Below are 22,108 nucleotides of genomic sequence, written 5' to 3' on the forward strand. Positions count from 1 at the left end.
CGCTGTGCATGTCGTAGAGGCTTTACAGCGCCAAGCCGTCGCCTGCGAGGACCTCGGGTCGCCGATGTACGCCGAGCTGCTCCGGCTGCTCGTGGACGACTACGAGGTCGGTGGCGTGTCCGTCGAAGTACTGCAGGGGTACGAGGACCGTTCGTTCGGTGAGGCGATCGGCTTGCGGTTGTTGGGCGCCGTACACGGTCTGGTGCTGTCCGGTACGGCGCCTGAGCTCGCGGCGTTCTACCCGAGTGTGGGTGGCGCGTGGGACCCGGTCCTCGGTTGGGAGGCGTTCGAGCAGTTGCTGCAGTCGCGGGTGGGGGAGGTGCGATCGCTGCTGACCCAGCCGCCACAGACGAACGAGGTAGGTCGGTCGGCCTCCTTGTACGGCGGTCTGCTGCAGCTGGTCGAAGCGGTGCCGTTGCCGGTGCGGTTGTTCGAGATCGGCGCGTCGGCGGGACTGAACCTCCGGGCGGATCGGTACCGGTACCTCGCGGACGGGACGTCGTACGGGCCGGAGGACAGCCCGGTGGTGTTCTCGTCGGCCTGGTCGGGACAGGTGCCTGCTGCGGACCTGCGGATCGTTGAACGCGTGGGGTGCGACATCGCCCCGGTCAACCCGCTGACGCCCGACGGTGCGTTGAGGCTGACGTCGTACGTCTGGCCGGACATGACGGAGCGTTTGGAGCGGTTGCGGGGTGCGTTGAAGGTCGCGCGGGAGGTGCCGGCCGACGTACGCCCGGAGAACGCCGTCTCGTTCCTGCGCGCGCTGGAGCTGTCCGAGGGCCATGTGACGGTCGTGTGGCACTCGATCATGTGGCAGTACCTTCGCCGCGTTGACCGGGCCGCGCTGGAGGAGCGCCTCGAGGAGCTAGGTGCTCAAGCGACCGAATCGACACCGCTGGCCCACCTCAGCCTCGAGCCGCACCACGTGATCAGCCACGACCGAGGCGCGGACGGCTGGGAGTACCGAATCGACCTGCAGATCTGGCCCGACGGCTCCCGGCGAACCCTTGGCACGGCCGCGCCGCACGGCCAGGAGCTCCGGTGGACACCTACGGAGTGAGGGCCGCGACCAAGGTGTCGGTCAGCTCGGCCGCGTAGACGCCGTCCGGGTCGAGGTCCGGGTCGAAGATGCCGATGTCGATGCCCACACACTTCGGTGCGGCCAGCAGCGGGTGCAGGAGAGCTCGCAGCTGCTCGTGGTCGATCCCGCCCGGATCGGGGCTGTCGACCGCGGGCATGATCTCGGCGTCGAGGATGTCCACGTCCAGGTGCACCCAGAACCCGTCCAGCTCGTCCCGCTCGAGATGCTCAAGCGTCCCGGCCGCCGCGGCGTTCACGTCCTGGGCGATCGTCAACGCCGGCCACACCGGGATCCCGGCCTTCACCGCGTCTGCTGCGTACTCGTCGTCCTCGCGGATCCCGAGCAGCACCGCGTCGGCGTCTCGCGTGTACGGCCCGAGTCCTTCGAGATCGGTCAGATCGGCCTGCCCGCGTCCGGTGACCAACGCCAGCGCCTCACCGCCCGCGGCTCCGACGTACGGCGCGTTGTCGACCGTCCGGAAGTCCGAGTGCCCGTCCAGGTACACCACGCCGTACCGCCCGATCCGCTTCAATCCCAACGCCGGCCCGAGCAGATTGCTGCACTCGCCGCCCAGCAGCACGACGAACTTCCCCTGCTGCACAAAACCCGCGACCCGATCCGCCACCTTCACCGTGTACGCCGCCATCGCCTGCGCGTTGAACACCCCGTCGCCCGGCTTCCAATCCCCACGGTCGTACCGCGGCGGCGTCACACACCCACCGTCCTCCGCCCCGATCCGCCCCACGAAACCCTCGTCACGCAACGCCCCGGCAAGCTTGTAACACCCCGGCACAGCCCCCTCCACCGGTGGCCTCAACCCCAAGTTAGAAGGCCCATCCACCACAACCCGCACATCAACTCCTAACCTGTGAACCCCAGACCACCGGTTAGATCCTCGACGCCCAGCTCCCACCTGTCAATCACCTACTACCCACCCGCGCACACTTCACCAGCCCGCACCACGCGGTCCCATCCACGCCGGCGGCTCTGAAGCACCCGGAGCCGCCGAGGCACCCCGCGCCACCTACCTCCGCGCCGCCTACCCCCGCGCCGCCGACCCACCCCGCGGCATCGACGTACCCCGCCCTATCGCCGGCGCCCGAGCAACGGCGCCCCGCGACCCGTCCCCAAGCGCCGACCCCCGCCCCGCCGCCCCCGCAGCCGGCGCGACCCCATTCAAGAACCGAGCAGCCGCCACCTCCTTCACCTGCGTCGGCCCCTCCGACCCCACCTCCTGACGCGGTGCATCAGCCGGCGCCTCCCGGCCTACCTGTTGTTGCGGCACGTCGCCGCTTTCCGCACCCCGCGCCGGGTGCGGACCGCGACGCCGCATCTCGTCAACCTTCGCGTTGAGCCCCCGCCTGATCTCCTCGGCCACATGCTGCCCAGCCTCGGGTGACCGCCCCGCCAATGACTCCCACTGCGCATGCAACATCGTCTCGATCAACTCCCGCCGCACCGCCTGCCGATCCGCCCCCTCAGCCGGCGCGATCTCCTCCAGCCGATTCCGTACGACAGCCTCCGCCACCTGATCAAAATGCATCACCGCCGGCCCCTGACTGAGCCGATCGATCAACTCCCGTCGGTCAATGCTCGCCCCCGACGCCTGCTGGATCAGACCATTCGCCGCCGCATACGCGCCGGACTGCTGCCGGTCGTCGAGCGTGAGACTCGGGTAGCCGGCCCTTCTGCTGAAGGCCTGGAGGTCCGTGGCAGCCCGAACCGCGGCCACACCGTCGTACAGCCCTCGTGACTGCGCCGTCCGGACAGCGTTGGTCTCGCCTGGTGCGTCCAGATCCATCCCGGCCTGAGTAGCCCGTGTCAGAACCGCGTGCAACGCGCGTGCCTGCAGCCGAGGGTTGGCCGTCGACTGTGTCGCCAGCCCTTCCCGCAGAAGCGGTTGATGGATCCCGATTGCACCGGTTTCCTGGTCGTAGCCGCCACTCCCGCTCGTCTCGTACAGCTCGCGGTTCCACCGGTCGACGCCGGTCGGCCGGAGTTGCCGCGCCAGTTCGTACAACCGCGCGAATTCGCGGTACGTCGGCGAGTTCTCGCGGACGCGCTCGGCGGACTCAGGCATCGGAGGAGGGGAAGGGGGTTTCGGTCAGTGGGAACGCCGGGTTGCGGATCCAGTTCTCCATGGACTCGAGATCCTCCGTCATCGCCCGGATGTCCCACTCCTCGTCCGGCGACGCGCGATCGGCGAGCTCCCAGATCCGGCGGCGCCCGTCCGCCAGCATCGCGAGCTGTTCCTCCGTCGTCCCCTTCGGCGGATAGACAGCGACATGGATCCGCACTGCTTCGTGGTACAGCTCGCTCCACTCGCGAGGTGGAGGCGGCGGCTCGGCGAGGTCGTTGATCAGGTGGCCCGTCCAGGTGCGGTCCTCTTCCGACGCGTCGGCCGGTACGAGCGCTCGCAGCTTGTCCTGTTCAGCTGCGAGGTCGGCAGGCTGAGCGCTGCGGTGCACCCGGTCGTACGCTCTGCCGAAGGCGTTGTTGAAGGCTGGGATGTCGAGGGGCATGGCGTTCACGGTAGCGAGAAAGAGTGCTTTGCCGCCGGAGTTATCCACAGGTTGCCGGGCCGGTAGACTCGGGGAGTTCATCGCTTCGACGAAACGGACTGTTTCTCGTGTTCGACACGCTTTCCGATCGGCTCTCCACCGCGTTCAAGAACCTGCGGGGCAAGGGCAAGCTGACCGACGCCGATATCGACGCGACCACCCGGGAGATCCGGATCGCGCTGCTGGAGGCGGATGTCGCGCTGCCGGTGGTGCGGGAGTTCATCGCGGCGGTGCGGGAACGCGCCGGCGGGGCCGAGGTGCGCGGCGGGCTGAACCCGGCGCAGCAGGTGATCAAGATCGTCAACGAGGAACTGGTCAAGATTCTCGGCGGCGAGACCCGCGAGCTGCGGATGGCCAAGCGGCCGCCGACGGTGATCATGCTGGCCGGTCTGCAGGGTGCAGGTAAGACCACGCTGGCCGGCAAGCTCGCCAAGTGGCTGCGGGAGACCCAGCACCAGACCCCGATGCTGGTCGCCGCCGACCTCCAGCGGCCGAACGCGGTGACCCAGCTGCAGGTGGTCGGCGAGCGCGCCGGTGTGCCGGTGTACGCGCCCGAGCCCGGCAACGGCGTCGGCGACCCGGTGGACGTCGCGCGCAAGGCGATGGACGAGGCGCGGTCCAAGCAGTACAGCGTGGTGATCGTCGACACCGCCGGCCGGCTGGGTGTCGACGAGGAGCTGATGAAGCAGGCCGCGGACATCCGCGACGCCGTCAGCCCGGACGAGATTCTGTTCGTCGTCGACGCGATGATCGGCCAGGACGCGGTCACCACCGCGCAGGCCTTCCTCGACGGCGTCGGCTTCGACGGCGTCGTGCTGTCCAAGCTCGACGGTGACGCCCGGGGTGGCGCCGCGCTGTCGATCGCACAGGTCACCGGCCGCCAGGTAATGTTCGCCAGCAACGGCGAGAAGCTCGAGGACTTCGACGTCTTCCACCCCGACCGGATGGCGTCGCGCATCCTCGGCATGGGCGACGTGATGAGCCTGATCGAGCAGGCCGAGCGCACCTTCGACGCCGAGCAGGCCGCCAAGACCGCGGCCAAGCTGCAGAAGAAGGGTGGCAAGGACTTCACCCTGGACGACTTCCTCGCCCAGATGCAGTCGGTGCGCAAGATGGGCCCGCTGACCAAGATCTTCGGCATGCTGCCCGGTGCGAACCAGTTCAAGGACCAGCTGGAGAACTTCGACGAGCGCGAGATCGACCGGATCGAGGCGGTCATCCACTCGATGACGCCGGCCGAGCGGAACGACCCGAACATCATCAACGGCTCCCGCCGGGCCCGGATCGCGAAGGGTTCCGGCACCGAGGTCGCCACCGTCAGCGGCCTGGTCGAGCGGTTCTTCGAGGCCCGCAAGATGATGGCCGCGATGGCGTCCGGCAAGGGCATCCCGGGGATGCCCGGAATGCCGGGTATGCCGGGTGCGGGCGCCGGCGGGGCACGGAAGGCCAAGCAGCAGGCGAAGAAGGGCAAGAAGCGTGGCTCCGGCAACCCCGCCAAGCGGGCGAACCAGGGCAGCCCCCAGCCGCAGGCGCCGCAGCCGGGCCAGCTCCCGGCCGCGTTCGGCGGCGGCCAGGACGGCGGCAACTTCGAGTTGCCCGACGACCTCAAGAAGATGCTCGGCGGCGGCAAGTAGCTCATCGGTACGCCGATGCCCGATCGGGCGGACTTCCCGAGCGGACCGGCGTACGGCGTCACCTGTCAGAATTGTCATCCGATCGGCTGGTCCGGCCGGGGCCTCGCCGGCGTACGGTGAAGTCGGGGGATGAACTCTCGGTGACGTCCGGCTGAAAGCCGGTTGGGTGCCCGGTTACTGCATGAAGTGGCGCACCGTTACCGGTTGTCCACGACCCTGTGACGGCTAAGATCGTGCCTACGCCCGAGAGACACACCACCTGCGGAATGCGTCGAGGACGGTTCGGATGAGGCAGCAGTTCAAGAACCTGGACACGTGGCGGGGCAAGTTGTCCGCCGCATGTACCTGCTTGGCGCCGCCTACTGCCATGGTCGCCGTGTTCGTCGTCGGCGGCGTCACCTCGAACACGTTCATCGTCGACGCCCACGCGCTGGCCGCTCCGCGGCAGGACGCGGTCTTCGATGACCTGGCCGCCAACGTGCCGACCACGCCCGGTGTCGACGGCAGCCTGCCGACGCAGGAGAAGTCCACGATCGGGGTCCCGGTCACCGGGACGACGAACGGCACCGTGCAGCCGATCCCCGGTGCGATCGGTGACACCTCGGGCATCCCGGGCACTGTGCTCGCGGCGTACCAGAAGGCCGCCAACGACCTGGCGCTCTCGATGCCCGGTTGCCACCTCACCTGGCCGCTGCTCGCGGGCATCGGCAAGGTCGAGTCCGCCCACGCCAGCGGCGGCAAGGTCGACGCGAACGGCAACACCCGCGGCAAGATCCTCGGGCCGGTCCTCGACGGCAGCCCCGGCATGGCGGCGATCGCCGACACCGACCAGGGCGTGTACGACGGGAACACGACCTGGGACCGCGCCGTTGGGCCGATGCAGTTCATCCCGGGCACGTGGCGGGCGTTCGGCGCGGACGGCAACGGCGACGGGATCAAGGACCCGCACAACGTCTTCGACGCGGCCCGCGCGACCGGGGACTACCTCTGCTCCGGTGGCGCGAACCTGGCCGACCCGGAGGGTCTGGTCCAGGCGGTGCTTCGCTACAACCACTCGATGGACTACGTCTCGACCGTGCTCCGGTGGATGCAGTCGTACAGCAAGGACACCGTGAGCGTGCCGGACAAGCCGGGCACGATCGACGTCCCCGGCGACAACGGCAACAACGGCGACGACGAGAACAACGACCGTACTGCGACCACGCCGCCGCCCACCACACCGACGACAGTCCCGACGACCGCTCCGACCACGGCACCGTCGACCACCAGCCCGACGGTCGCCCCGACCACGGCGCCGACGAGCAGCAGCCGTCCGAGCTCGCCGAAGCCGTCCATCCCGAGGCCGACGAACGGCCCGGGTTCGACGACGACGCCCACCAAGCCGCCGTCCACGCCGCCGAGCACGCCGCCGACGACACCGTCCACACCCCCGACGACGCCCCCGACGACACCGCCGACCACGCCGAACGACCCGACCTGCACGCCGACCCCGACGCCCTCGGACACGCCGACCCCGTCGCCGAGCGAGCCGACGGTCACGCCGACTCCCACCCCGACGCCGAGTCCGTGCAGCGCGGCCGGTGCCGAGTCCGACCCGGCGAAGACGGCGGCGAGCGACGCCCCCAAGTCGGGCAACTGAGCCCGGCTGTAGGCTCACTGCCCAGACATCGGCAGGTAGCCGCGATCGTTACCTCGGTGCCGGTTTTCCGAGGGGTTTCTGTGGCCCGTAACTTTGCGTCGTCTTGATGTAACTTTGTGGCGCATGGTTCGTTGAAGGGGCTATGCGCCTAACCCGTAGTGGTAACCGTCGGGTCAAAATAATCATCGCTTCACTGTGCACGGCCCCGCTCCTGGTCGGGGCCATCGTGACAGTTGCTTCGGGCGGGGCCGGTGCCACCGGCCAGCTCGCTGGTACCAACCCGGTCGCCCCATCGCCTGGAGCTGGGCTGAACAGCGGTGAGTTCGACGAACTGACGATGATCGTCCCGCAGCGTCCGGGAGTGGACGGCCGGCTCGGATCCGACCAGCCCGCCCGCGCCGACGTCCCCGTGCAAGGAGCCACCGACGGCCGATCGGTCGTCCGTCCCGGCCGGCCGGGAGCTGTCAACGGCATTCCGCGCGGGGTGTTCCCCGCCTACCGCCGCGCCACCGCCAACCTCGCGGTCGTCCGGCCGAACTGCGGCCTCACCTGGCCGCTGCTTGCCGGCGTCGGCAAGGTCGAGTCCGACCACGCCAGCGGCGGCCGCGTCGACGTGGCCGGCACCACCCGCGGCCGGATTCTCGGCCCGGTGCTCAACGGCCGGCACGGCAACGGCCGGATCAGCGACTCCGACAAGGGCAAGTTCGACGGCGACGCGACGTACGACCGCGCCGTCGGGCCGATGCAGATCATCCCGCAGGTGTGGGACGAGTTCGGGGCCGACGGCAACGGCGACGGCTTCCGCAACCCCAACAACGTGTACGACGCGGTCACCACCGTCGCCGTGGTGCTCTGCGCCGAGGGTGACGACCTGAGGCAGCCGCGAGACCTGGTCGAGGCTCTGCTGCGCTACCAGCACTCCAAGGACTTCGTCGCCACCGTGCTGAAGTGGATGCGGGTCTACAGCAAGAACGCGGTCCTGATCCCGAACGCCACCGGCAACATCGCCGCCGCGAAGTGGACCGGGAACGCCGACCGCAGGGTCGACCCGCGCCAGGTCCCCGATGTCCCGGACGACACCAAGACGACCGCGACGACGACCCCGACGGCAACCGTGCCGCCGCCGGTGCTGCCGTCCACGCCGCCGTCGACGGTGTGGGACAAGCCGACGGTGCCGAAGCCGATCGACACCCCGACGGGTACGCCGACGCACCGGCCGACGTCGACGCCGACGAAGACCCCCACCAAGACGCCGACGAAGACTCCGACCAAGACGCCCACGGACACTCCGACGCCGACCCCGACGCCGACGGACACTCCGACCCCGACGGACACCCCGACCGGGACGCCGTGTGCCGGCAACGAGCCCACCACCCCGACCTGTACGCCGGGCGGCGGCTCGCACGGCTAGGAGGTCCCCGGATACGGTCGGCCCCATGACCGTACTCAAGCTTGTCGGCACGGTGCTGCCGGCCGGTGAGCAGCAGGAGCTCCATCTCAGCGGTGGGCTGGTCGTCGACCGGCCCGCCGCTGCTGATGTGACGACCGTGCACACCGGCGGCTGGATCGTGCCCGGCCTGGTCGACGCGCACTGCCACATCGGCCTCGACCAGCACGGTGCCGTCGACACCGACGTCCAGGAGCAGCAGGCGATCGTGGACCGCGACGCCGGCGCGCTGCTGGTCCGCGACGCCGGCTCGGCCGCCGACACCCGCTGGATCGACGACCGCGAGGACCTGCCGAAGATCATCCGCGCCGGCCGCCACATCGCGCGGTCCAAGCGCTACATCCGCAACTACGGCTGGGAGATCGAGCCGGAGGAACTGGTCGCGTACGTCGAGCAGGAGGCCCGTCGTGGTGACGGCTGGGTCAAGCTGGTCGGCGACTGGATCGACCGCGAGGCCGGCGATCTGACCCCGTGCTGGCCGGCCGACGCGCTGACGGCTGCAATCACCCGCGCGCACGAGCTGGGCGCCCGCGTCACGGCCCACGTCTTCGGCGAGCACGCCCTGCCGGATCTGCTTGCCGCCGGCATCGACTGCATCGAGCACGGCACCGGTCTCGAGCCGGACATGCTCGCCCACATGGCTGATCACGGAGTCGCGGTCGTCCCGACGCTGATCCAGCTGGAGAACTTCCCGGAGTACGCCGAGCAGGCCGCCGCGAAGTTCCCCGTCTACTCGGCGCACATGCGTGACCTGTACGAGCGTCGCCTGCACCGGTTGCGGGACGCGTTCGAGGCCGGCGTACCCGTCTATGCGGGGACCGACGCGGGCGGTGTCCTCGGGCATGGCCTCGTCGCCCAGGAGATCCAGGCGCTGACCCAGATCGGTATGTCGGGGGAGCGGGCCCTGGCCGCCGGGTCGTGGGCAGCTCGCGCCTGGCTCGGTGCGCCGAGCGAGCTGCGCCCCGGCGACCCGGCCGATATGGTCGTGTACGACGAGGACCCGCGCGCGAACCCCGCCGTACTCAGCCACCCGCGATTGATCGCACTGCGTGGTCAGGTGTTGTTCCGCCGGTGACGGGAAATAATTCACTCAAACACTGGATTGGGCGGAAGATCTTGCCTTAGCGTGGCTTCCGGGACCGCCGACGCCCCTCGGCGGACCAGCTACAGGGAAGGACCGCCGCCCATGCGGAACACCGCCACGATTCTGCTTGCTGTCGGAGCGCTCGCACTGACAGCCCTCCCGAGCAATGCGGCTCAACCACCGCAACCCACCGGTCAGCCGAACCTCGCGTCCGCGTTCCAGGACGCCGCCGCGAAGTATGACGTACCGCGTGAGGTGCTTGTCAGCGTCGGATTTGCCGAGACGCACCTCGACGGTCACAACGGCACGCCGAGCCAGGCGAACGGGTACGGCGTCATGCACCTGGCCGGCAACAACGTCAACAAGACGATGTCCGAGGCAAGCAAACTGACCGGGCTGCCGGTCGCCGAGCTCAGCAAGGATGACACGTCGAACATCCTCGGCGCTGCCGCGGTCCTCGACTCGTACGCCGATCAGGCAGGTCTGAAGGATCGCTCAGATCTCGGCAAGTGGTACTCCGTGATCGCGAAGTACTCGCACTCCGCCGACGGCCCGACCGCGCGCCTGTACGCCGACGAGGTCTACCGGGTCATCGCCCGCGGCGTCAGTACTGCGGGTGTCTCGACCGACCCGAAGCAGGTCACGCCGGACCTCGGCGCCTACGCAAAGGTCTCGTCGCTCGGCACCGGGACGAAGGCCCAGGCCACCGACTACCCTGGCGCGATCTGGAACCCGGCCTGCACCTGCAACTACCAGGCCGGCCGCACGCAGGCGATCACCACGATCGTGATCCACGTGACCCAGGGCTCGTACGCCGGCACGATCAGCTGGTTCAAGGACCCGGCGGCGCAGGTCAGCGCGCACTACGTCGTCCGGTCCAGCGACGGCCAGATCACCCAGATGGTGGCCGAGAAAGACACCGCCTGGCACGCCCGCAGCGCGAACCCGTACTCGATCGGCATCGAGCACGAAGGCTTCATCGACCAGCCGTCCTGGTTCACCGACGCGATGTACCGGTCCTCGGCCGCACTGACCGCCAACATCGCCGACCGCCGTGGCATCCCGAAGGACCGCAATCACATCAAGGGCCACAGCGAGATGCCCGGCAACGACCACACCGACCCGGGACCGAACTGGAACTGGGACTACTACATGCAGCTGGTGAACGGCGGCGATCCGAACCCGCCGGAGTACAACTTCACCACCTGGGGCAACGGCGTCAACGTCCGCTCGGCCCCGAAACTGTCCGCGTCGGTCGTGACCACGCTGCCCGGCCCGACGCAGGTCTTCGTCGAGTGCCAGGTCCAGGGCGACACAGTGACGGCGAACGGCTACACCAACAACTGGTGGTCCAAGCTCCGCGACCAGGGCGGCTACATGACCAACATCTACATCGACGATCCGAACGCCAAACTCCCGGGCGTTCCGGACTGCTAGAGCCAGAAGGGTAGAGCCAGCTGTACCGACACGTGCCCGGCCGTCCCGCAGGATTGAGTCATGATCAACAAGATCCTGGCTCGGGGCGGACGGGCATGTGCCTACCTGGCGGTTCGCTACCTCCGCGCGCTCCTGCTGTTGCTCGCGTTGCCGAACGGTCTCTTGCTCGGTTGGTTGATCACGCCCTTCACCGCCGCGCTGGTGAAGCTGGCCAACAGTGAGCGGCGCAGGGCCGCGAAGTACCTGGGCCTGCCCGAGGACGCGCCGCTGCCGCCCGCCACACCGCGTCAGCCGGGCGACGTCGTCACGCTGTTCAGGGACAGGTCGTTCAAGCGCAGCCTGTGGCTGATGCTGACGCCGCTGGCCATGGTCCCCGAACTACTCGTCGCGGTCATCGGCCTGGTCGGTGCGCCTGCCGCGGTCGCCGGCATGCTGCTGTGGAGGCTGGACCCGGGCAACTTCTCGCTGATGGGCGTCGGGGTCGACAGCTGGGCCGAGGCGCTCACGAACGGTCCCGCGCAGCTCCTGGTCAGCCTCGCGGTCCTTGGCTGGGGAGCGCCCGCGCTGGCCCGTGGACATGCTCGTGCAGTCCGCCACCTGTTGGCTCCGAGTGGGGCCGAGGTGGAGATGCACCGGCTGACGCAGCGGGTCGAGGAGCTCACGAAGAGCCGTGCAGGTGCTGTCGACTCCCATGGTGCCGAGCTGCGGCGTATCGAACGGGACCTGCACGACGGCACGCAGGCCCAGCTGGTGTCGCTGGCGATGCGGATCGGCATCGCCAAGCAGACCATGGCCGAGGACCCGGAGAAGGCCGCCAAACTGCTTGACGACGCCCGTGACGGCGCCGAGCAGGCCATGACCGAGCTACGCGGCGTACTGCGGACCATGTACCCGCCGATCCTTGCTGACCGCGGTCTGGTCGGAGCGGTCTCCGCACTGGCCGCCCGCTGCCCCCTGCCGGTCCAGCTGCGCATCGGTGAGCTGGGCGAAGTCCCAGCCGCAGTAGAGGCCGCTGCGTACTTCGTGGTCGCGGAGTCGCTCACCAACGTCACCAAGCACAGTGCGGCCGGGCATGTCGACGTACAGCTCGAACGGCGTGGACAGGAGCTCTATCTGTCCGTCATGGACGACGGGATCGGCGGAGCGCGGATCAGTGAGCAGTCCGACCTGCTGGGCCGGGGGAGTGGGCTGCATGGCATGCTCCACCGCGTGCAGGCGATCGACGGTCACATGGAGCTGCAGAGCCCGATCGGTGGGCCGACCACCGTCGAGGTGATCCTTCCGTGCGGGTGATCATCCTCGAGGACAACCCGATCCTCGCCGAGGGCCTGAGCCTGCTGCTGAACAACTCCGGCTTCGAGGTCGCCGCAGTCGCCACCGACGCGGACGAGTTCGCCAAGGCGATCGCCCAACACCCGGTGGATATCGCAGTGGTCGACGTACGGCTGCCGCCGACCTTCACCGACGAGGGCCTGCGTGCCGCGATCGAGGCCCGCCGCGTCCGGCCGGGGCTTCCGGTGCTGGTGTTCTCGCAGTACGTCGAGGAGGTGTACGCCGCCGAACTCCTCGCCGCCGGGAGCGAAGGCGTCGGCTACCTGTTGAAGGATCGGGTCTCCCGCGTCGACGAGTTCCTCGAAGCGGTACGCCGGGTTGCGGCCGGCGGGACCGTGCTCGACCCGGAGGTCGTCAGCCAGCTCATGGTCAAGCGGAGCAGCCCGCTCGACCGGCTCACGCCGCGAGAACGCGAAGTACTCGCCCTCATGGCCGAAGGCCTCGGCAACACGGCGATCGGGGAGAAGCTGGTCATCTCCGACGGTGCTGTGCACAAACACGTCGGCAACGTCTTCCTCAAGCTCGACCTCCCACCGACCGACTCGGGCCACCGCCGCGTCCTCGCCGTCCTCGCCTACCTCGGCCTCTGAGCAATTCCTGAACCCTCGCGTCGGCTATGTTCGCGCTCGTGAAAATGCGGAAAGCGATTGTTGTCGGGCTGGTCGTAGCGAGTGTCGGAGCCGTCGCGGCGTGCGGCGGCCAGAAGAAGGACGATGCGGCCGCGTCGCCGGTGGTGGTCACCTCGGCGAGGCCGACGCCGACGCCGTTGAACGACGCACGAGCGGCCGCAGCGCTCGCGACCGGCGGCCTCGGGGTCAAGGACATGCCAGGGATGCGGCCGTTGGGTGCGCCGATCACGACTTTGAACTCGCCGACCGTTGCCGGCCTGTGCGGGACGACCGCGGCGGGGCTGACCAGCGAGAAGCTGCGGATGGCCCGGCGGCAGCTGGTGTGGAGCGCGGGTCCGTCGGAGTTCGTGTCGGAGGAGCGGATCGTCTACCAGCAAGGCGGCGTACAGGCTGCGCTGAAGGATCTCCGGACCTTGAGCACGATCTGCCCGGACCGGATCGGCGTACAGCCGGCGCCGACCCGTGCGAAGCTTCCGGCGGGCTCGATGGCGATCTCGTCCCACGGCACGGGGCAGGGAGGGGACTCCTACGCTGTCCCGGTGGGGAACCGGCTGCTCGTCGTGTTGTGGTCGAACTGGACCAGGTCACCCGAACCGGCTGCCATCCGAACGGCTCTCGCCACCGCGCGCTCCGTCGTCGTCCAGCGCGAGCAGCCGACCCTCCAGGCGCTCGCCGGCTGACCTGACAACGTCGGCACTCGCCCTTGACGGACGAGCTTGAGTACGCCACCCTCGATCGCGAGAGCGCTCTCATCCACCGAACCGCCCCTAGGTGAGGAGAGTTCAGATGAAGGTCTTACTGGCCGCCGTGATCACGGCGGGTGTGTTGACCGTGCCCGCCCAAGCGCTAGCCGCGCCCGAACCACTGGCTGTGGCCGGCCAAGCGGCTGCCATGCAACGTGACTTCGGGCTGACCGATCAGCAGCTGCAGCAACGGCTCAAGGCCGAGACGTCGGCCGCCAAGCTGTTGCCCGCGGCCCAGAAAGCAGCAGGCACCGCGTTCGGCGGAGCTTGGTACGACCCTGCGACGCAGAAGTTGGTCGTGGGCGTGGTCGGGTCCGACCGCGCGGCCGCCGTACGGGCAACAGGCGCCGCGGTGACCGCCGTACCGGTGACTGCGAAGACGCTGGACCACCGGAAGGCCGCCGTCGACAAGCTGGCCGGCAAGGCTGTGCCGAATGCTGTCAGCGGCTGGTCTGCCGACCCGAAGACCGGCAGCGTGGTCATCAACGTCCAAGCAGGCAAGCGATCCCCGGCCGTCGACGCGTTCGTGGCCAAGGTCGCCAAGACCGGCGTTGTGACCGTCAAGGAGGTCGCAGCGCAAGCGCCACGTACGTACGCCGCCGGCACGGTCGGCGGCGACCCGTACTACGTCAGCAACATCCGCTGCTCGATCGGCTTCTCGGTGTACGGCGGCTACGTCACCGCGGGCCACTGCGGCCGTAGCGGCATCGTGCGGGGCTGGGACGGATCGGACCAGGGCTCGTTCCAGGGCTGGTCGTTCCCGGGCAACGACTACGCGTGGGTGGCGACCGGCTATGGCTGGTGGACCGTCCCGGTCGTCCTCGGCTGGGGACAGGTGAGCGACCAACTGGTCCGCGGGTCGTGGGAGGCGCCGATCGGCTCGTCGGTGTGCCGGAGCGGTTCGACGTCGCACTGGCACTGCGGCACGATCCTGGCCAAGAACGAGACCGTGAACTACGGCAACGGCGCTCTGTTCTACGGCGCGACCAAGACCAACGTCTGTGCCGAGGGTGGCGATTCTGGTGGGTCGTTCATCACCGGCGACCAGGCGCAGGGTGTCACGTCCGGCGGCTGGGGTGACTGCACCAGCGGCGGCGAGACGTGGTTCCAGCCGGTCAACGAGATCCTGCAGGCGTACGGCCTGACTCTGCAGACCGCGTAGAAATGCCTGTGGATCCCCTTGCGTGCAAGGGGATCCACAGGTCGGCTGTCAGGCCGGGTTGTCCGCCACAGACTCCAGGGCCGGCTTGTCGTCCTCGACCTTCTTGCTGGCCAGCGACTCGATCAGCTGCTTGGCCAGCGCGAAGCCCGAGCCACCCATCGTGATCGTCTTGACCAGGGTGTCCTCGATGCCCTGCGCACCGTTCAGCACGACCATGTTGCCGACCTTGTCGAAGGACGACGACGCGGCCCGGACGATCTCCGGGTAGGCCTCGGCCAGTTGCTGCGCGACGACCGCGTCGGTGTTCGTGGCCAGCGCCTCGGCACGCGCCTTGATACCGGCCGCCTCGGCCATCGCCTTCGCTTGGACGGCGGACGCCTCGGCCTTACCGGTCAGCTCGGTCGCCTTCGCCTGCGCCTCACCACGCAGCTGGACCTCCCGCGCGTTCGCCTCGGCGGCGGCGATCTGCGCGTCCCGGGCGGCCTGGGCCAGCGTGCGCTGCTTGTACGCCTCGGCGTCGGCCGGCTTCAGCACCGACGACTCCAGCTGCTTCTCGGCCAGCGAGGCGTTCAGCTTCGCGGTCTCCGTCTCGGCGACGACGACCTCCTGCTTGGCCAGCGCGGCCGCGAGCGGTCCGGCCTGGAACGACTTCGACGTGGCCTGGTCGACCTCGGCCTGGTACCCGGCCTTCGCGATCTCGCTCTCCCGGATCGCAGCCGCCTTGGCGGCAGCGGCGACCTGCTCGCGCTCGGTCGCCTCCCGGTCCCGCTCGGCCTGCGCGATCCGGGCCGCAGCCTCGACCGCGGCGGCCTGCGGACGGCCCAGGTTCCTGATGTAGCCGGACTCGTCGTCGATCTCCTGGATCTGCAGCGAGTCGACCACCAGGCCGAGCTTCTCCATGTCCCCGGCCAGCGAGCCGCGAATGTTCGTGGTCAGCGTCTCCCGGTCGTGCAGCATCTCCTCGACCGTGGTCGAACCGACGATCGCTCGCAGGTGACCGGCGAACAGTTCGTGGATGGTGCTCATCACCTGCTCGTCGCTCTGCTCCAGGAACCGCCGGGCCGCGTTGGCGATGGAGCCGTAGTCGTCACCGACCTTGTACGCCGTGACGCCCTTGATGTGCAGCGGGATGCCCTGGCTGGACACGCAGGTCACCGTCAACGGCGTGGCGCGGATGTCGAGCGGCAGCCGCCGTACGGTCTGAAAACCTGGGAGAACCGCGGTGCCGCGGCCGACCACGATCTTGAAGCCGAGGGTCTCGTTGACCTGCTCGGTGCTGGAGTGCGCGCCGAGGCCGGAGATGATCAGAGCCTCGTTCGGCTCCGCCACCCGCCAGACCATCCGGAACACGATGAGCAGGGCCACCACCGCGACTGCGGCGACGGCCACATACGTCCAGAGCATTTCCCCTCCAGGGAATGAGTTAGAGAGCGCGAGCGACGTACACGGTGCGGGGTGGGTCGTAGTCGACCACGACGACCTGCGTCCCCACCTCGAGTACCTCGTCGGTCGCGGGGTAAGCGTAGAAGGCTTCGGTGGCACCGCGGACCGGCAGCATCACCTCGCCGACGATCCCGGGTGCGATCCGGCCGATCACCCGCCCCCGTTTGCCTACCATGTTGCCCCTCCGACGCGGCCCGGCTTGCTCCAGTTCCCCGAATGCTAGCTGGCCGTGAGTCTTGTCGCCGGGTCGGAGCAGGAGGATCGTGGAGGAGTCGGCACGGCCTGGGGGAATGGGGGAGGGGGCCATGGGCGACGACGTACTGGTTGGCGTCACCGAAGCGGGGGCCGACGACGCACGCCTCGAGGACCTGGCGCTGCTGTTGCGGCAGGAGTTGTTGTCCCTCGACGTGCGGGCCGTGGAGCCGTACCGCGACGGCGAAGCGCCGGACGGGACACGCGGCGCGCTGGCCGCGATCGCCGGCGTGCTGAGCGTTTCGCTCGCCCCTGGTCTGCAGGTGCTCGGTTCGGTGGTCGCTGTGGTGCGGGAGTGGTTGCGGCGGGCCGGTGACGGCCGGACGGTGAAGCTGACCATCGACAACGACGTGATCGAGCTGACCGGCACCACCGACGAGGTGCAGCAGCAACTGGTCGATGCCTTCGTACGACGGCACGCCGGAGCGGACGGGTGAGATGGACGGTTCGCGGGTCGCGCTCGTGGTGGCGAACGATCAGTACGACGATCCCGGTCTGAAGCGACTCGTCGCGCCGGCGCAGGACGCGGCCGCGCTGGCCGGCGTACTGGCGGATCCGGCGGTCGGCGGGTTCGACGTACAGGTACTGCGGAACGCGCCGGCGCAGGACATCCGGTTCGCGGTCGAGGACTTCTTCGCCGACCGCAACCCGGAAGACCTGCTGTTGCTGCACTTCTCCTGCCACGGACTGAAGAACTCTGCCGGGGAGCTGTTCCTGGCGGTGGCCGACACCAAGCCCGCGCGGCTCGCGTCGACCGCAGTGGCGGCGGACTTCGTCAACCGGCAGATGGCGGACAGCCGCGCGCAGCGGATCGCCTTGTTCCTGGACTGTTGCTACGGCGGTGCGTTCCCGCGCGGCATGGTCGTTCGGGCCGCCGGTGAGGCACAGGTGCAGGACGCCTTTGCCAAGCAGGCCGAAGTAGGTGGCGGGCGCGGCCGGGTCGTGATCACCGCGTCCAGCGCGATGGAATACGCCTTCGAAGGCGGCCAGTTGGCGTCCGACGCGTCCAAGCCGGCGCCGTCGGTCTTCACCGGCGCCGTGGTGGACGGGCTGACGACCGGCGAGGCGGACCGGGACGGCGACGGCTGGGTAGGCCTGACCGAGTTGGTCGGCTTCGTCACCGACCGGATCCACCGGGTCACGCCGAACCAGAACCCGCAGATGTGGACCTTCGGCTCGCAGGGCGAGCTGCTGATCGCCCGCAGCCGGGTACGCCGGATCACGCCGGCGCCGCTCGCGCCGGAACTGACCCAGGCAATGGAGAGTCCGTTGCCAGCGGCAAGGTTCGGGGTGGTCGACTACCTGCGCGAACATCTGTACGACCAGGACCTCGGGCAGGCGTACGCCGCTTGGAAGGCCCTGCGCCAGATGATCGACGACGACAGCCGCAAGGTCTCCGAGGCCGCGTCCGAGGCTTTGTCGACGGCTGAACTCAAAGTCACACCCTCATCGGTCGACCTGGTCGGCGCGGCTCCCGCCGAGCTACGCCTGTCCGGCCCGCCCATCGCGCTGACGGCGGCGGCGTCGCCGAGCGATCCGTGGTTGAAGCTCTCCCAGGAAGGCGACGTCATCCGGGTGCACGCCGAGCAGCCCGGTCCCGGTGTCCACGAAGGCTCGGTTGCGCTCGCGGGGCCGGCCGGGGAGCGCGTCGTACCCGTTCGTCTGACCGTCCCGGACACCGAATCCGAGCCGCCGGCTCCACCTCCCGAGCCCGAACCGCAACCCGAGCCCGTGCCTGCTCCCGTCCCGGAACCGCCCCACGCCGAACCGGCCGCGGCGACGCGGCGGACTGCGCAACCTCAACCGGCAGCCGCGCAATCGGTGGCAGCGCAACCGGTGGCAGGGCAACCTCAGCCGGTGGCAGCGCCAGCTGAACCGGGGGCCGCGTCCCTGACCGACAGGGCGCCTCGCCCGCCGTGGTGGCTGATCGCGGTGCTGATCGCCGGTAGTGCGTTTCTCGTCCTCGTGAACTGGCCCGGCGCGCCCTACTCCCGCAAGCTCTGGTACGACTCGAACCAGGGCTGGTACCTGTACCGGACCTGGTACGACCCGGCCATCTGGGGCTCGCTCGTCGCTCTCCTCGCGGCCGTCGTCGCGCGCTGGGCCGGGACGATCGCGCTGGGCGTCGTGGCCGGTTGCGCGGTGGCTGCGATCGAGGGCGCCGTACTGATCGTCGGCGGCGGTATCTCGGCCGACGAGACCTCCGCATGGGTCGTGACGGCCGTGACCGCGCTCGCGATCGGCGTCGTACTCGTGATCGTCATGAAACCGTCGGTCGGGCCGCTGTGGCCGGTCTGGCTGCCGGCCGCCGGGATGGTTGTTGCCGGGGGCATCTTGCTGGTGCTCAGCGCGGTCGTCCCGCATGGTGACGGCGTGTCGTTCTTCATGGTCACCCCGCTGGCGCTCCTGGACGCGATCGTGTCGCTCGCCCTTGCCTGGCCGGCCCTGGCCGCGGCCGACGCCAGGACCAGGACCTGGCTGACCGCGACCGTGGTGACCTACTCGGCCCTCGGCATCCTCGGCGGCGTTCCGGCCCTGACGCAGGGGCACTCGGCGGCCGACTTCCTCACCGGCCTGTTCGGCAACGCACTGGTCGCGATCGGCGTCCTCATCAGCCTCGGACGGCGCCTTCCGTCGCACCCTTGATGAACTGGCGGGCGAAGATCCCGAAGATGATCACCAGCGGCACCATCGCCATCAATGCACCCGTCATCACCATGCTGTAGTCGACGCCGTGCGAGCGGTTCAACGTCGACAGGGCGACCTGCAGGGTCAGGTGGTTCGGGTTCGTCAGCACGATCAGCGGCCACATGTAGTCGTTCCATGAACCGACGAACGTGAAGATCCCGAGGAACGCCAGCGCCGGCCGCGCCGACGGCAGCGCCACGTGCCAGTACGTGCCGAAGAACCCGCAGCCGTCCAGTGTCGCCGCCTCGACGAGTTCGTCGTGGATCGAGTTCTGGAAGTACTGCCGCATCCAGAAGATGCCGAACGCGTTCGCCGCACCCGGGATGATCAGCGCCTTCAGCGAACCGACCCACCCGAGCAACGCCATCGTCTGGAACTGTGGTACGGCGGACAACTGCGCCGGCAGCAGCATCGTCGCGAGCAGGATCACGAACAGCGCGTTCCGCCCCGGGAACCGGAACTTCGCGAACGTGAACGCCGCCAGCGAGTCAAAGAACAGCACGAGCAACGTGGTCGAGATCGCCACCGTCGCGGTGTTGGCCATCGACTGGAAGAACGCGACGTTGTCCAGCACCTGCCGGACGTTGTCGCCGAAGTGGCCGCCGAACGTGAACTTCGGCGGGAACCGGTAGATGTCCGCGGTCGTGTTCGACGCCATGATGATCGTCCACACGAACGGGAACATGAACACCAACAGAGCCAGCACCAGTACGGCGTGCAGCGCGATCCCGCGCCAGCGGTAACGCGTCATCGGTCGTCGCTCCGTCCGCGGAAGATCCGCCAGTTGATTGCCGTGAACAACAACACGAGCAGGAAGATGCTCAGCGCGATCGCGGCGGCGTACCCGTAGTCGTTGTCCAGGAACGCGGTCCGGTAGAACAGCAGCACTACGGTCATCCCGCTCTGCCCGGTGCCGCCGCTGTTGCCGACCATCACCTGCGGCTCGGTGAACGTCTGCAGTCCGCCGATGGTCGAGATGACGACGGTGAACAGGATGACCGGACGCAACTGCGGCAACGTGATCGAGAACAGCGTCCGGACCGGACCGGCGCCGTCGACCTTGGCCGCCTCGTACTGCTCCTTCGGGATCGCCTGCAGTCCGGCCAGGTAGATCAGCGTGTTGTACCCGACCCATTGCCACACGATCATCGTCGAGATCGCGATCTTGATCCCCCACGGCTGCCCGAGCCAGTCCTGCTGCGGGATACCGAGCGAGCGCAGCGCGGCGTTCACCAGCCCGAAGTTCGTGCTGAAGATCGAGCTGAAGAAGATCGCCATCGCGACCAGCGAGGTGACGTTCGGGATGAAGTACGCGATCCGGTACACGTTGGTGAACCGGACCGCCGACTGGAGCATCACCGCGAGCAGGAGCGCGATCACGAGCGTCGGGACCGTCGACATGAAGAACAGCACGATCGTGTTCTCCAACGCCGTCCAGAACGTCGGGTCGTGGACCAGGAACTCGAAGTTGCCCAGCCCGGTGAACCTGCGGGCGCTCAGGCCGTCCCAACGCTGGAACGCCAGCACGATGGTCGACAGCATCGGGTAGAGCCCGAACACCGCGAACAGGATGTAGAACGGCGACAGCGCCAGATAGAACCGCCAGTACGACCAGATCCGCCGCCCGGGCCGCTGTCCCCTTCCGGTCAGCGGCTCGGTCGCGGCAGCAGGCACCGTCGCGGTACTGGTCACTGCACTCCTTGACGTTTGGCGATCGACTTTGCCTTGGAGACTGCGCTGGCCCATGCGGCGTCGGAGGTCTTGGAGCCGGTCTGCACGGTCTTGAGCTCGTCATGGAACGGTGCGGCAACCGCGTCGTCGTACGGGCTCTGGTAGGCGACCGGGATCGCCTTCGCGGCCGGACCGAACACGTCGATCGGCACCTGTCCGCCGAAGAACTTGTCTGCCGCCTTCAGTTGCGGCTTGTCGTACGCCGCCGGCGCGGACGGGAAGATCTGCGCGTCGGCGAACGCCTTGGCCTCGTTGTCGGCGCTGAGCATGTACTTGATCACCTCGAACGCCTTCTGCGGGTCGGCCGCGTTCTTGGTGATGGCCAGGAACGAGCCGCCGAAGTTCGCCGGTCCGCTCGGCGTCGGCGCCAGCCGCCACTTGCCGGCGCTGGTCTTCACCGCGGACTTGATGTCCAGCGCGACCCAGGCGGCGCCGATGTGGGTCGGGATCGTGCCCTGGTCGAGACCGGCGTTCCAGTCCGGGCTGCCGCTCGGCGTCTTGCCGTCGATCTTCATCGTCATCGCCTTGACCGAGGTGTCCCACGCCTTGCGGATGTGGTCCTGGTCGCCGATGAACTTGTTGTCCTTGGAGATGTACCGCTCGGTCCCCTGGCCGACGACCATGTCGTAGAGGTCGGTCGCGTCCCAGACCAGCAGTGCCTTCGGATTCTTCGCCTTCAGCTGCACACCGGCGGCGAAGTAGTCGTCCCAGGTCTTCAGCTGGTCGGCCACCTTGGCCGGGTCGCTGGGCAGACCGGCCGCGGCGAAGATGTCCTCGCGGTAGAACAGCCCGGTCGGGCCCACATCGATCGGCAGGCCGATCACCTTGCCGTCCAGCGTCGTCGCCTGGTTGACCTTCCACTGCAGGTAGTCACCGAGGACCGAGTCCGCGCCGACGGACTTCAGGTCCACGAACCGCGACGCCTGGGGGAGCAGCGAGGCGATGTCCTCGCCCTTGATCCCGGTGATGTCGGGGATGCCGGTGCCACCGTTGAACGTGGTGACCAGCTTCTGCTTGAAGTCGCCGCCGATCTCGGAGTACTTGATCTTCGGGTCCGGGAAGTGCGCGATCGTGTCGTCGATCACCGACTTGCCCAGACCGCCCGGCCAGCACCACATGGTCAACTCGGTGGTGGTGTTCTTCTTCGCCGTGCTGCCGGTGTCCATTCCGGACGAACAGCCGACCAGAGTGCCGCCGGCTACGGCTGCGAAGCCCCCGAGCAAGGTCCGACGTGAGAGCTCCATG

20 protein-coding genes are annotated in these 22,108 nt (G+C 68.7%); 12 read left to right on the forward strand and 8 right to left on the reverse strand.

From position 1 onward, the window contains the following. Positions 1 to 4 precede the first annotated feature (4 nt). On the forward strand, positions 5 to 1,060 hold the full coding sequence (locus EV653_RS40275; protein ID WP_134111581.1) for a DUF2332 domain-containing protein: 1,056 nt from the start codon (positions 5 to 7) through the stop codon (positions 1,058 to 1,060). Here the strand turns inward: EV653_RS40275 and EV653_RS40280 are convergent. From EV653_RS40280 to EV653_RS40290, 3 genes are all read right to left on the reverse strand, one after another. Next, positions 1,050 to 1,874, reverse strand: a complete 825-nt coding sequence (locus tag EV653_RS40280; RefSeq protein ID WP_238160766.1) for an arginase family protein — start codon at positions 1,872 to 1,874, stop codon at positions 1,050 to 1,052. The genes EV653_RS40275 and EV653_RS40280 overlap by 11 nt on opposite strands. A gap of 246 nt (positions 1,875 to 2,120) precedes the next feature. Then, positions 2,121 to 3,161 carry a hypothetical protein gene (locus EV653_RS40285; protein WP_134111582.1) on the reverse strand — a complete coding sequence of 347 codons (1,041 nt, stop codon included), beginning with the start codon at positions 3,159 to 3,161 and terminating at the stop codon, positions 2,121 to 2,123. Further along, positions 3,154 to 3,603: a hypothetical protein gene (locus EV653_RS40290; RefSeq protein WP_134111583.1), complete on the reverse strand. Its 450-nt coding sequence runs from the start codon at positions 3,601 to 3,603 to the stop codon at positions 3,154 to 3,156. Before EV653_RS40290 ends, EV653_RS40285 begins: the two co-directional genes overlap by 8 nt. Before the next feature lie 107 nt (positions 3,604 to 3,710). Here EV653_RS40290 and ffh point away from each other — a divergent pair, with 107 nt between their 5' ends. From ffh to EV653_RS40335, 9 genes are all read left to right on the forward strand, one after another. After that, the gene (ffh, locus tag EV653_RS40295; protein ID WP_134111584.1) at positions 3,711 to 5,276 is read left to right on the forward strand and encodes a signal recognition particle protein; all 1,566 of its coding nucleotides are present in this window, start codon (positions 3,711 to 3,713) and stop codon (positions 5,274 to 5,276) included. Positions 5,277 to 5,562: 286 nt separating this feature from the next. Next, positions 5,563 to 6,915 (forward strand): lytic transglycosylase domain-containing protein, encoded by a 1,353-nt coding sequence (locus EV653_RS42630; protein WP_134111585.1) that lies wholly within the window; start codon positions 5,563 to 5,565, stop codon positions 6,913 to 6,915. A gap of 226 nt (positions 6,916 to 7,141) precedes the next feature. After that, entirely contained in the window at positions 7,142 to 8,326 is a 1,185-nt protein-coding gene (locus EV653_RS40305; protein ID WP_238160782.1) for a lytic transglycosylase domain-containing protein, read from the forward strand. A 25-nt stretch (positions 8,327 to 8,351) separates the two neighbouring features. Beyond that, positions 8,352 to 9,437: an amidohydrolase family protein gene (locus EV653_RS40310; protein ID WP_134111587.1), complete on the forward strand. Its 1,086-nt coding sequence runs from the start codon at positions 8,352 to 8,354 to the stop codon at positions 9,435 to 9,437. Positions 9,438 to 9,548: 111 nt separating this feature from the next. Then, positions 9,549 to 10,883, forward strand: a complete 1,335-nt coding sequence (locus EV653_RS40315) for an N-acetylmuramoyl-L-alanine amidase (RefSeq protein WP_134111588.1) — start codon at positions 9,549 to 9,551, stop codon at positions 10,881 to 10,883. Positions 10,884 to 10,943: 60 nt separating this feature from the next. Then, positions 10,944 to 12,176: a sensor histidine kinase gene (locus EV653_RS40320; protein WP_134111589.1), complete on the forward strand. Its 1,233-nt coding sequence runs from the start codon at positions 10,944 to 10,946 to the stop codon at positions 12,174 to 12,176. Then, entirely contained in the window at positions 12,167 to 12,805 is a 639-nt protein-coding gene (locus EV653_RS40325; RefSeq protein ID WP_134111590.1) for a response regulator, read from the forward strand. The genes EV653_RS40320 and EV653_RS40325 overlap by 10 nt, the downstream gene beginning before the upstream one ends. 38 nt (positions 12,806 to 12,843) lie before the next feature. Beyond that, on the forward strand, positions 12,844 to 13,524 hold the full coding sequence (locus EV653_RS40330) for a hypothetical protein (RefSeq protein WP_134111591.1): 681 nt from the start codon (positions 12,844 to 12,846) through the stop codon (positions 13,522 to 13,524). A 106-nt stretch (positions 13,525 to 13,630) separates the two neighbouring features. After that, positions 13,631 to 14,749 (forward strand): S1 family peptidase, encoded by a 1,119-nt coding sequence (locus EV653_RS40335; protein ID WP_134111592.1) that lies wholly within the window; start codon positions 13,631 to 13,633, stop codon positions 14,747 to 14,749. Positions 14,750 to 14,797: 48 nt separating this feature from the next. On the opposite strand, the gene EV653_RS40340 is transcribed toward EV653_RS40335, so the two are convergent. Next, on the reverse strand, positions 14,798 to 16,153 hold the full coding sequence (locus tag EV653_RS40340) for a flotillin family protein (RefSeq protein ID WP_134111593.1): 1,356 nt from the start codon (positions 16,151 to 16,153) through the stop codon (positions 14,798 to 14,800). A 19-nt stretch (positions 16,154 to 16,172) separates the two neighbouring features. Next, entirely contained in the window at positions 16,173 to 16,367 is a 195-nt protein-coding gene (locus EV653_RS40345; RefSeq protein ID WP_134111594.1) for a hypothetical protein, read from the reverse strand. A gap of 130 nt (positions 16,368 to 16,497) precedes the next feature. On the opposite strand from EV653_RS40345, the gene EV653_RS40350 reads away from it, so the two are divergent. Together EV653_RS40350 and EV653_RS40355 are read left to right on the forward strand one after the other, a co-directional pair. Continuing rightward, positions 16,498 to 16,881: a hypothetical protein gene (locus tag EV653_RS40350; RefSeq protein ID WP_134111595.1), complete on the forward strand. Its 384-nt coding sequence runs from the start codon at positions 16,498 to 16,500 to the stop codon at positions 16,879 to 16,881. After that, complete coding sequence (locus EV653_RS40355; RefSeq protein WP_134111596.1) at positions 16,844 to 19,090, forward strand: caspase, EACC1-associated type; 2,247 nt, start codon at positions 16,844 to 16,846, stop codon at positions 19,088 to 19,090. Before EV653_RS40350 ends, EV653_RS40355 begins: the two co-directional genes overlap by 38 nt. Here EV653_RS40355 and EV653_RS40360 read toward each other — a convergent pair. Genes EV653_RS40360 through EV653_RS40370 form a run of 3 tightly spaced genes read right to left on the reverse strand, consistent with a single transcriptional unit; the run spans position 19,056 to position 22,107 of the window. After that, positions 19,056 to 19,883 carry a carbohydrate ABC transporter permease gene (locus EV653_RS40360; protein ID WP_134111597.1) on the reverse strand — a complete coding sequence of 276 codons (828 nt, stop codon included), beginning with the start codon at positions 19,881 to 19,883 and terminating at the stop codon, positions 19,056 to 19,058. The genes EV653_RS40355 and EV653_RS40360 overlap by 35 nt on opposite strands. After that, the gene (locus tag EV653_RS40365; RefSeq protein WP_238160767.1) at positions 19,880 to 20,824 is read right to left on the reverse strand and encodes a carbohydrate ABC transporter permease; all 945 of its coding nucleotides are present in this window, start codon (positions 20,822 to 20,824) and stop codon (positions 19,880 to 19,882) included. The genes EV653_RS40360 and EV653_RS40365 overlap by 4 nt, the downstream gene beginning before the upstream one ends. Then, complete coding sequence (locus tag EV653_RS40370; RefSeq protein WP_134111599.1) at positions 20,821 to 22,107, reverse strand: ABC transporter substrate-binding protein; 1,287 nt, start codon at positions 22,105 to 22,107, stop codon at positions 20,821 to 20,823. Before EV653_RS40370 ends, EV653_RS40365 begins: the two co-directional genes overlap by 4 nt. Position 22,108: the final 1 nt, after the last annotated feature.

It is taken from the genome of Kribbella pratensis (genome assembly GCF_004365355.1).
Taxonomy (GTDB): domain Bacteria; phylum Actinomycetota; class Actinomycetes; order Propionibacteriales; family Kribbellaceae; genus Kribbella.

Coding starts and splice junctions, on each gene's coding strand:
- EV653_RS40320 (WP_134111589.1), top strand. CDS start 10,944: ATGATCAACAAGATCCTGGCTCGGGGCGGACGGGCATGTGCCTACCTG.
- EV653_RS40315 (WP_134111588.1), top strand. CDS start 9,549: ATGCGGAACACCGCCACGATTCTGCTTGCTGTCGGAGCGCTCGCACTG.
- EV653_RS42630 (WP_134111585.1), top strand. CDS start 5,563: ATGAGGCAGCAGTTCAAGAACCTGGACACGTGGCGGGGCAAGTTGTCC.
- EV653_RS40290 (WP_134111583.1), bottom strand. CDS start 3,603: ATGCCCCTCGACATCCCAGCCTTCAACAACGCCTTCGGCAGAGCGTAC.
- EV653_RS40335 (WP_134111592.1), top strand. CDS start 13,631: ATGAAGGTCTTACTGGCCGCCGTGATCACGGCGGGTGTGTTGACCGTG.
- EV653_RS40345 (WP_134111594.1), bottom strand. CDS start 16,367: ATGGTAGGCAAACGGGGGCGGGTGATCGGCCGGATCGCACCCGGGATC.
- EV653_RS40340 (WP_134111593.1), bottom strand. CDS start 16,153: ATGCTCTGGACGTATGTGGCCGTCGCCGCAGTCGCGGTGGTGGCCCTG.
- EV653_RS40355 (WP_134111596.1), top strand. CDS start 16,844: ATGCCTTCGTACGACGGCACGCCGGAGCGGACGGGTGAGATGGACGGT.
- EV653_RS40285 (WP_134111582.1), bottom strand. CDS start 3,161: ATGCCTGAGTCCGCCGAGCGCGTCCGCGAGAACTCGCCGACGTACCGC.
- EV653_RS40310 (WP_134111587.1), top strand. CDS start 8,352: ATGACCGTACTCAAGCTTGTCGGCACGGTGCTGCCGGCCGGTGAGCAG.
- EV653_RS40370 (WP_134111599.1), bottom strand. CDS start 22,107: ATGGAGCTCTCACGTCGGACCTTGCTCGGGGGCTTCGCAGCCGTAGCC.
- EV653_RS40360 (WP_134111597.1), bottom strand. CDS start 19,883: ATGACGCGTTACCGCTGGCGCGGGATCGCGCTGCACGCCGTACTGGTG.
- EV653_RS40350 (WP_134111595.1), top strand. CDS start 16,498: ATGGGCGACGACGTACTGGTTGGCGTCACCGAAGCGGGGGCCGACGAC.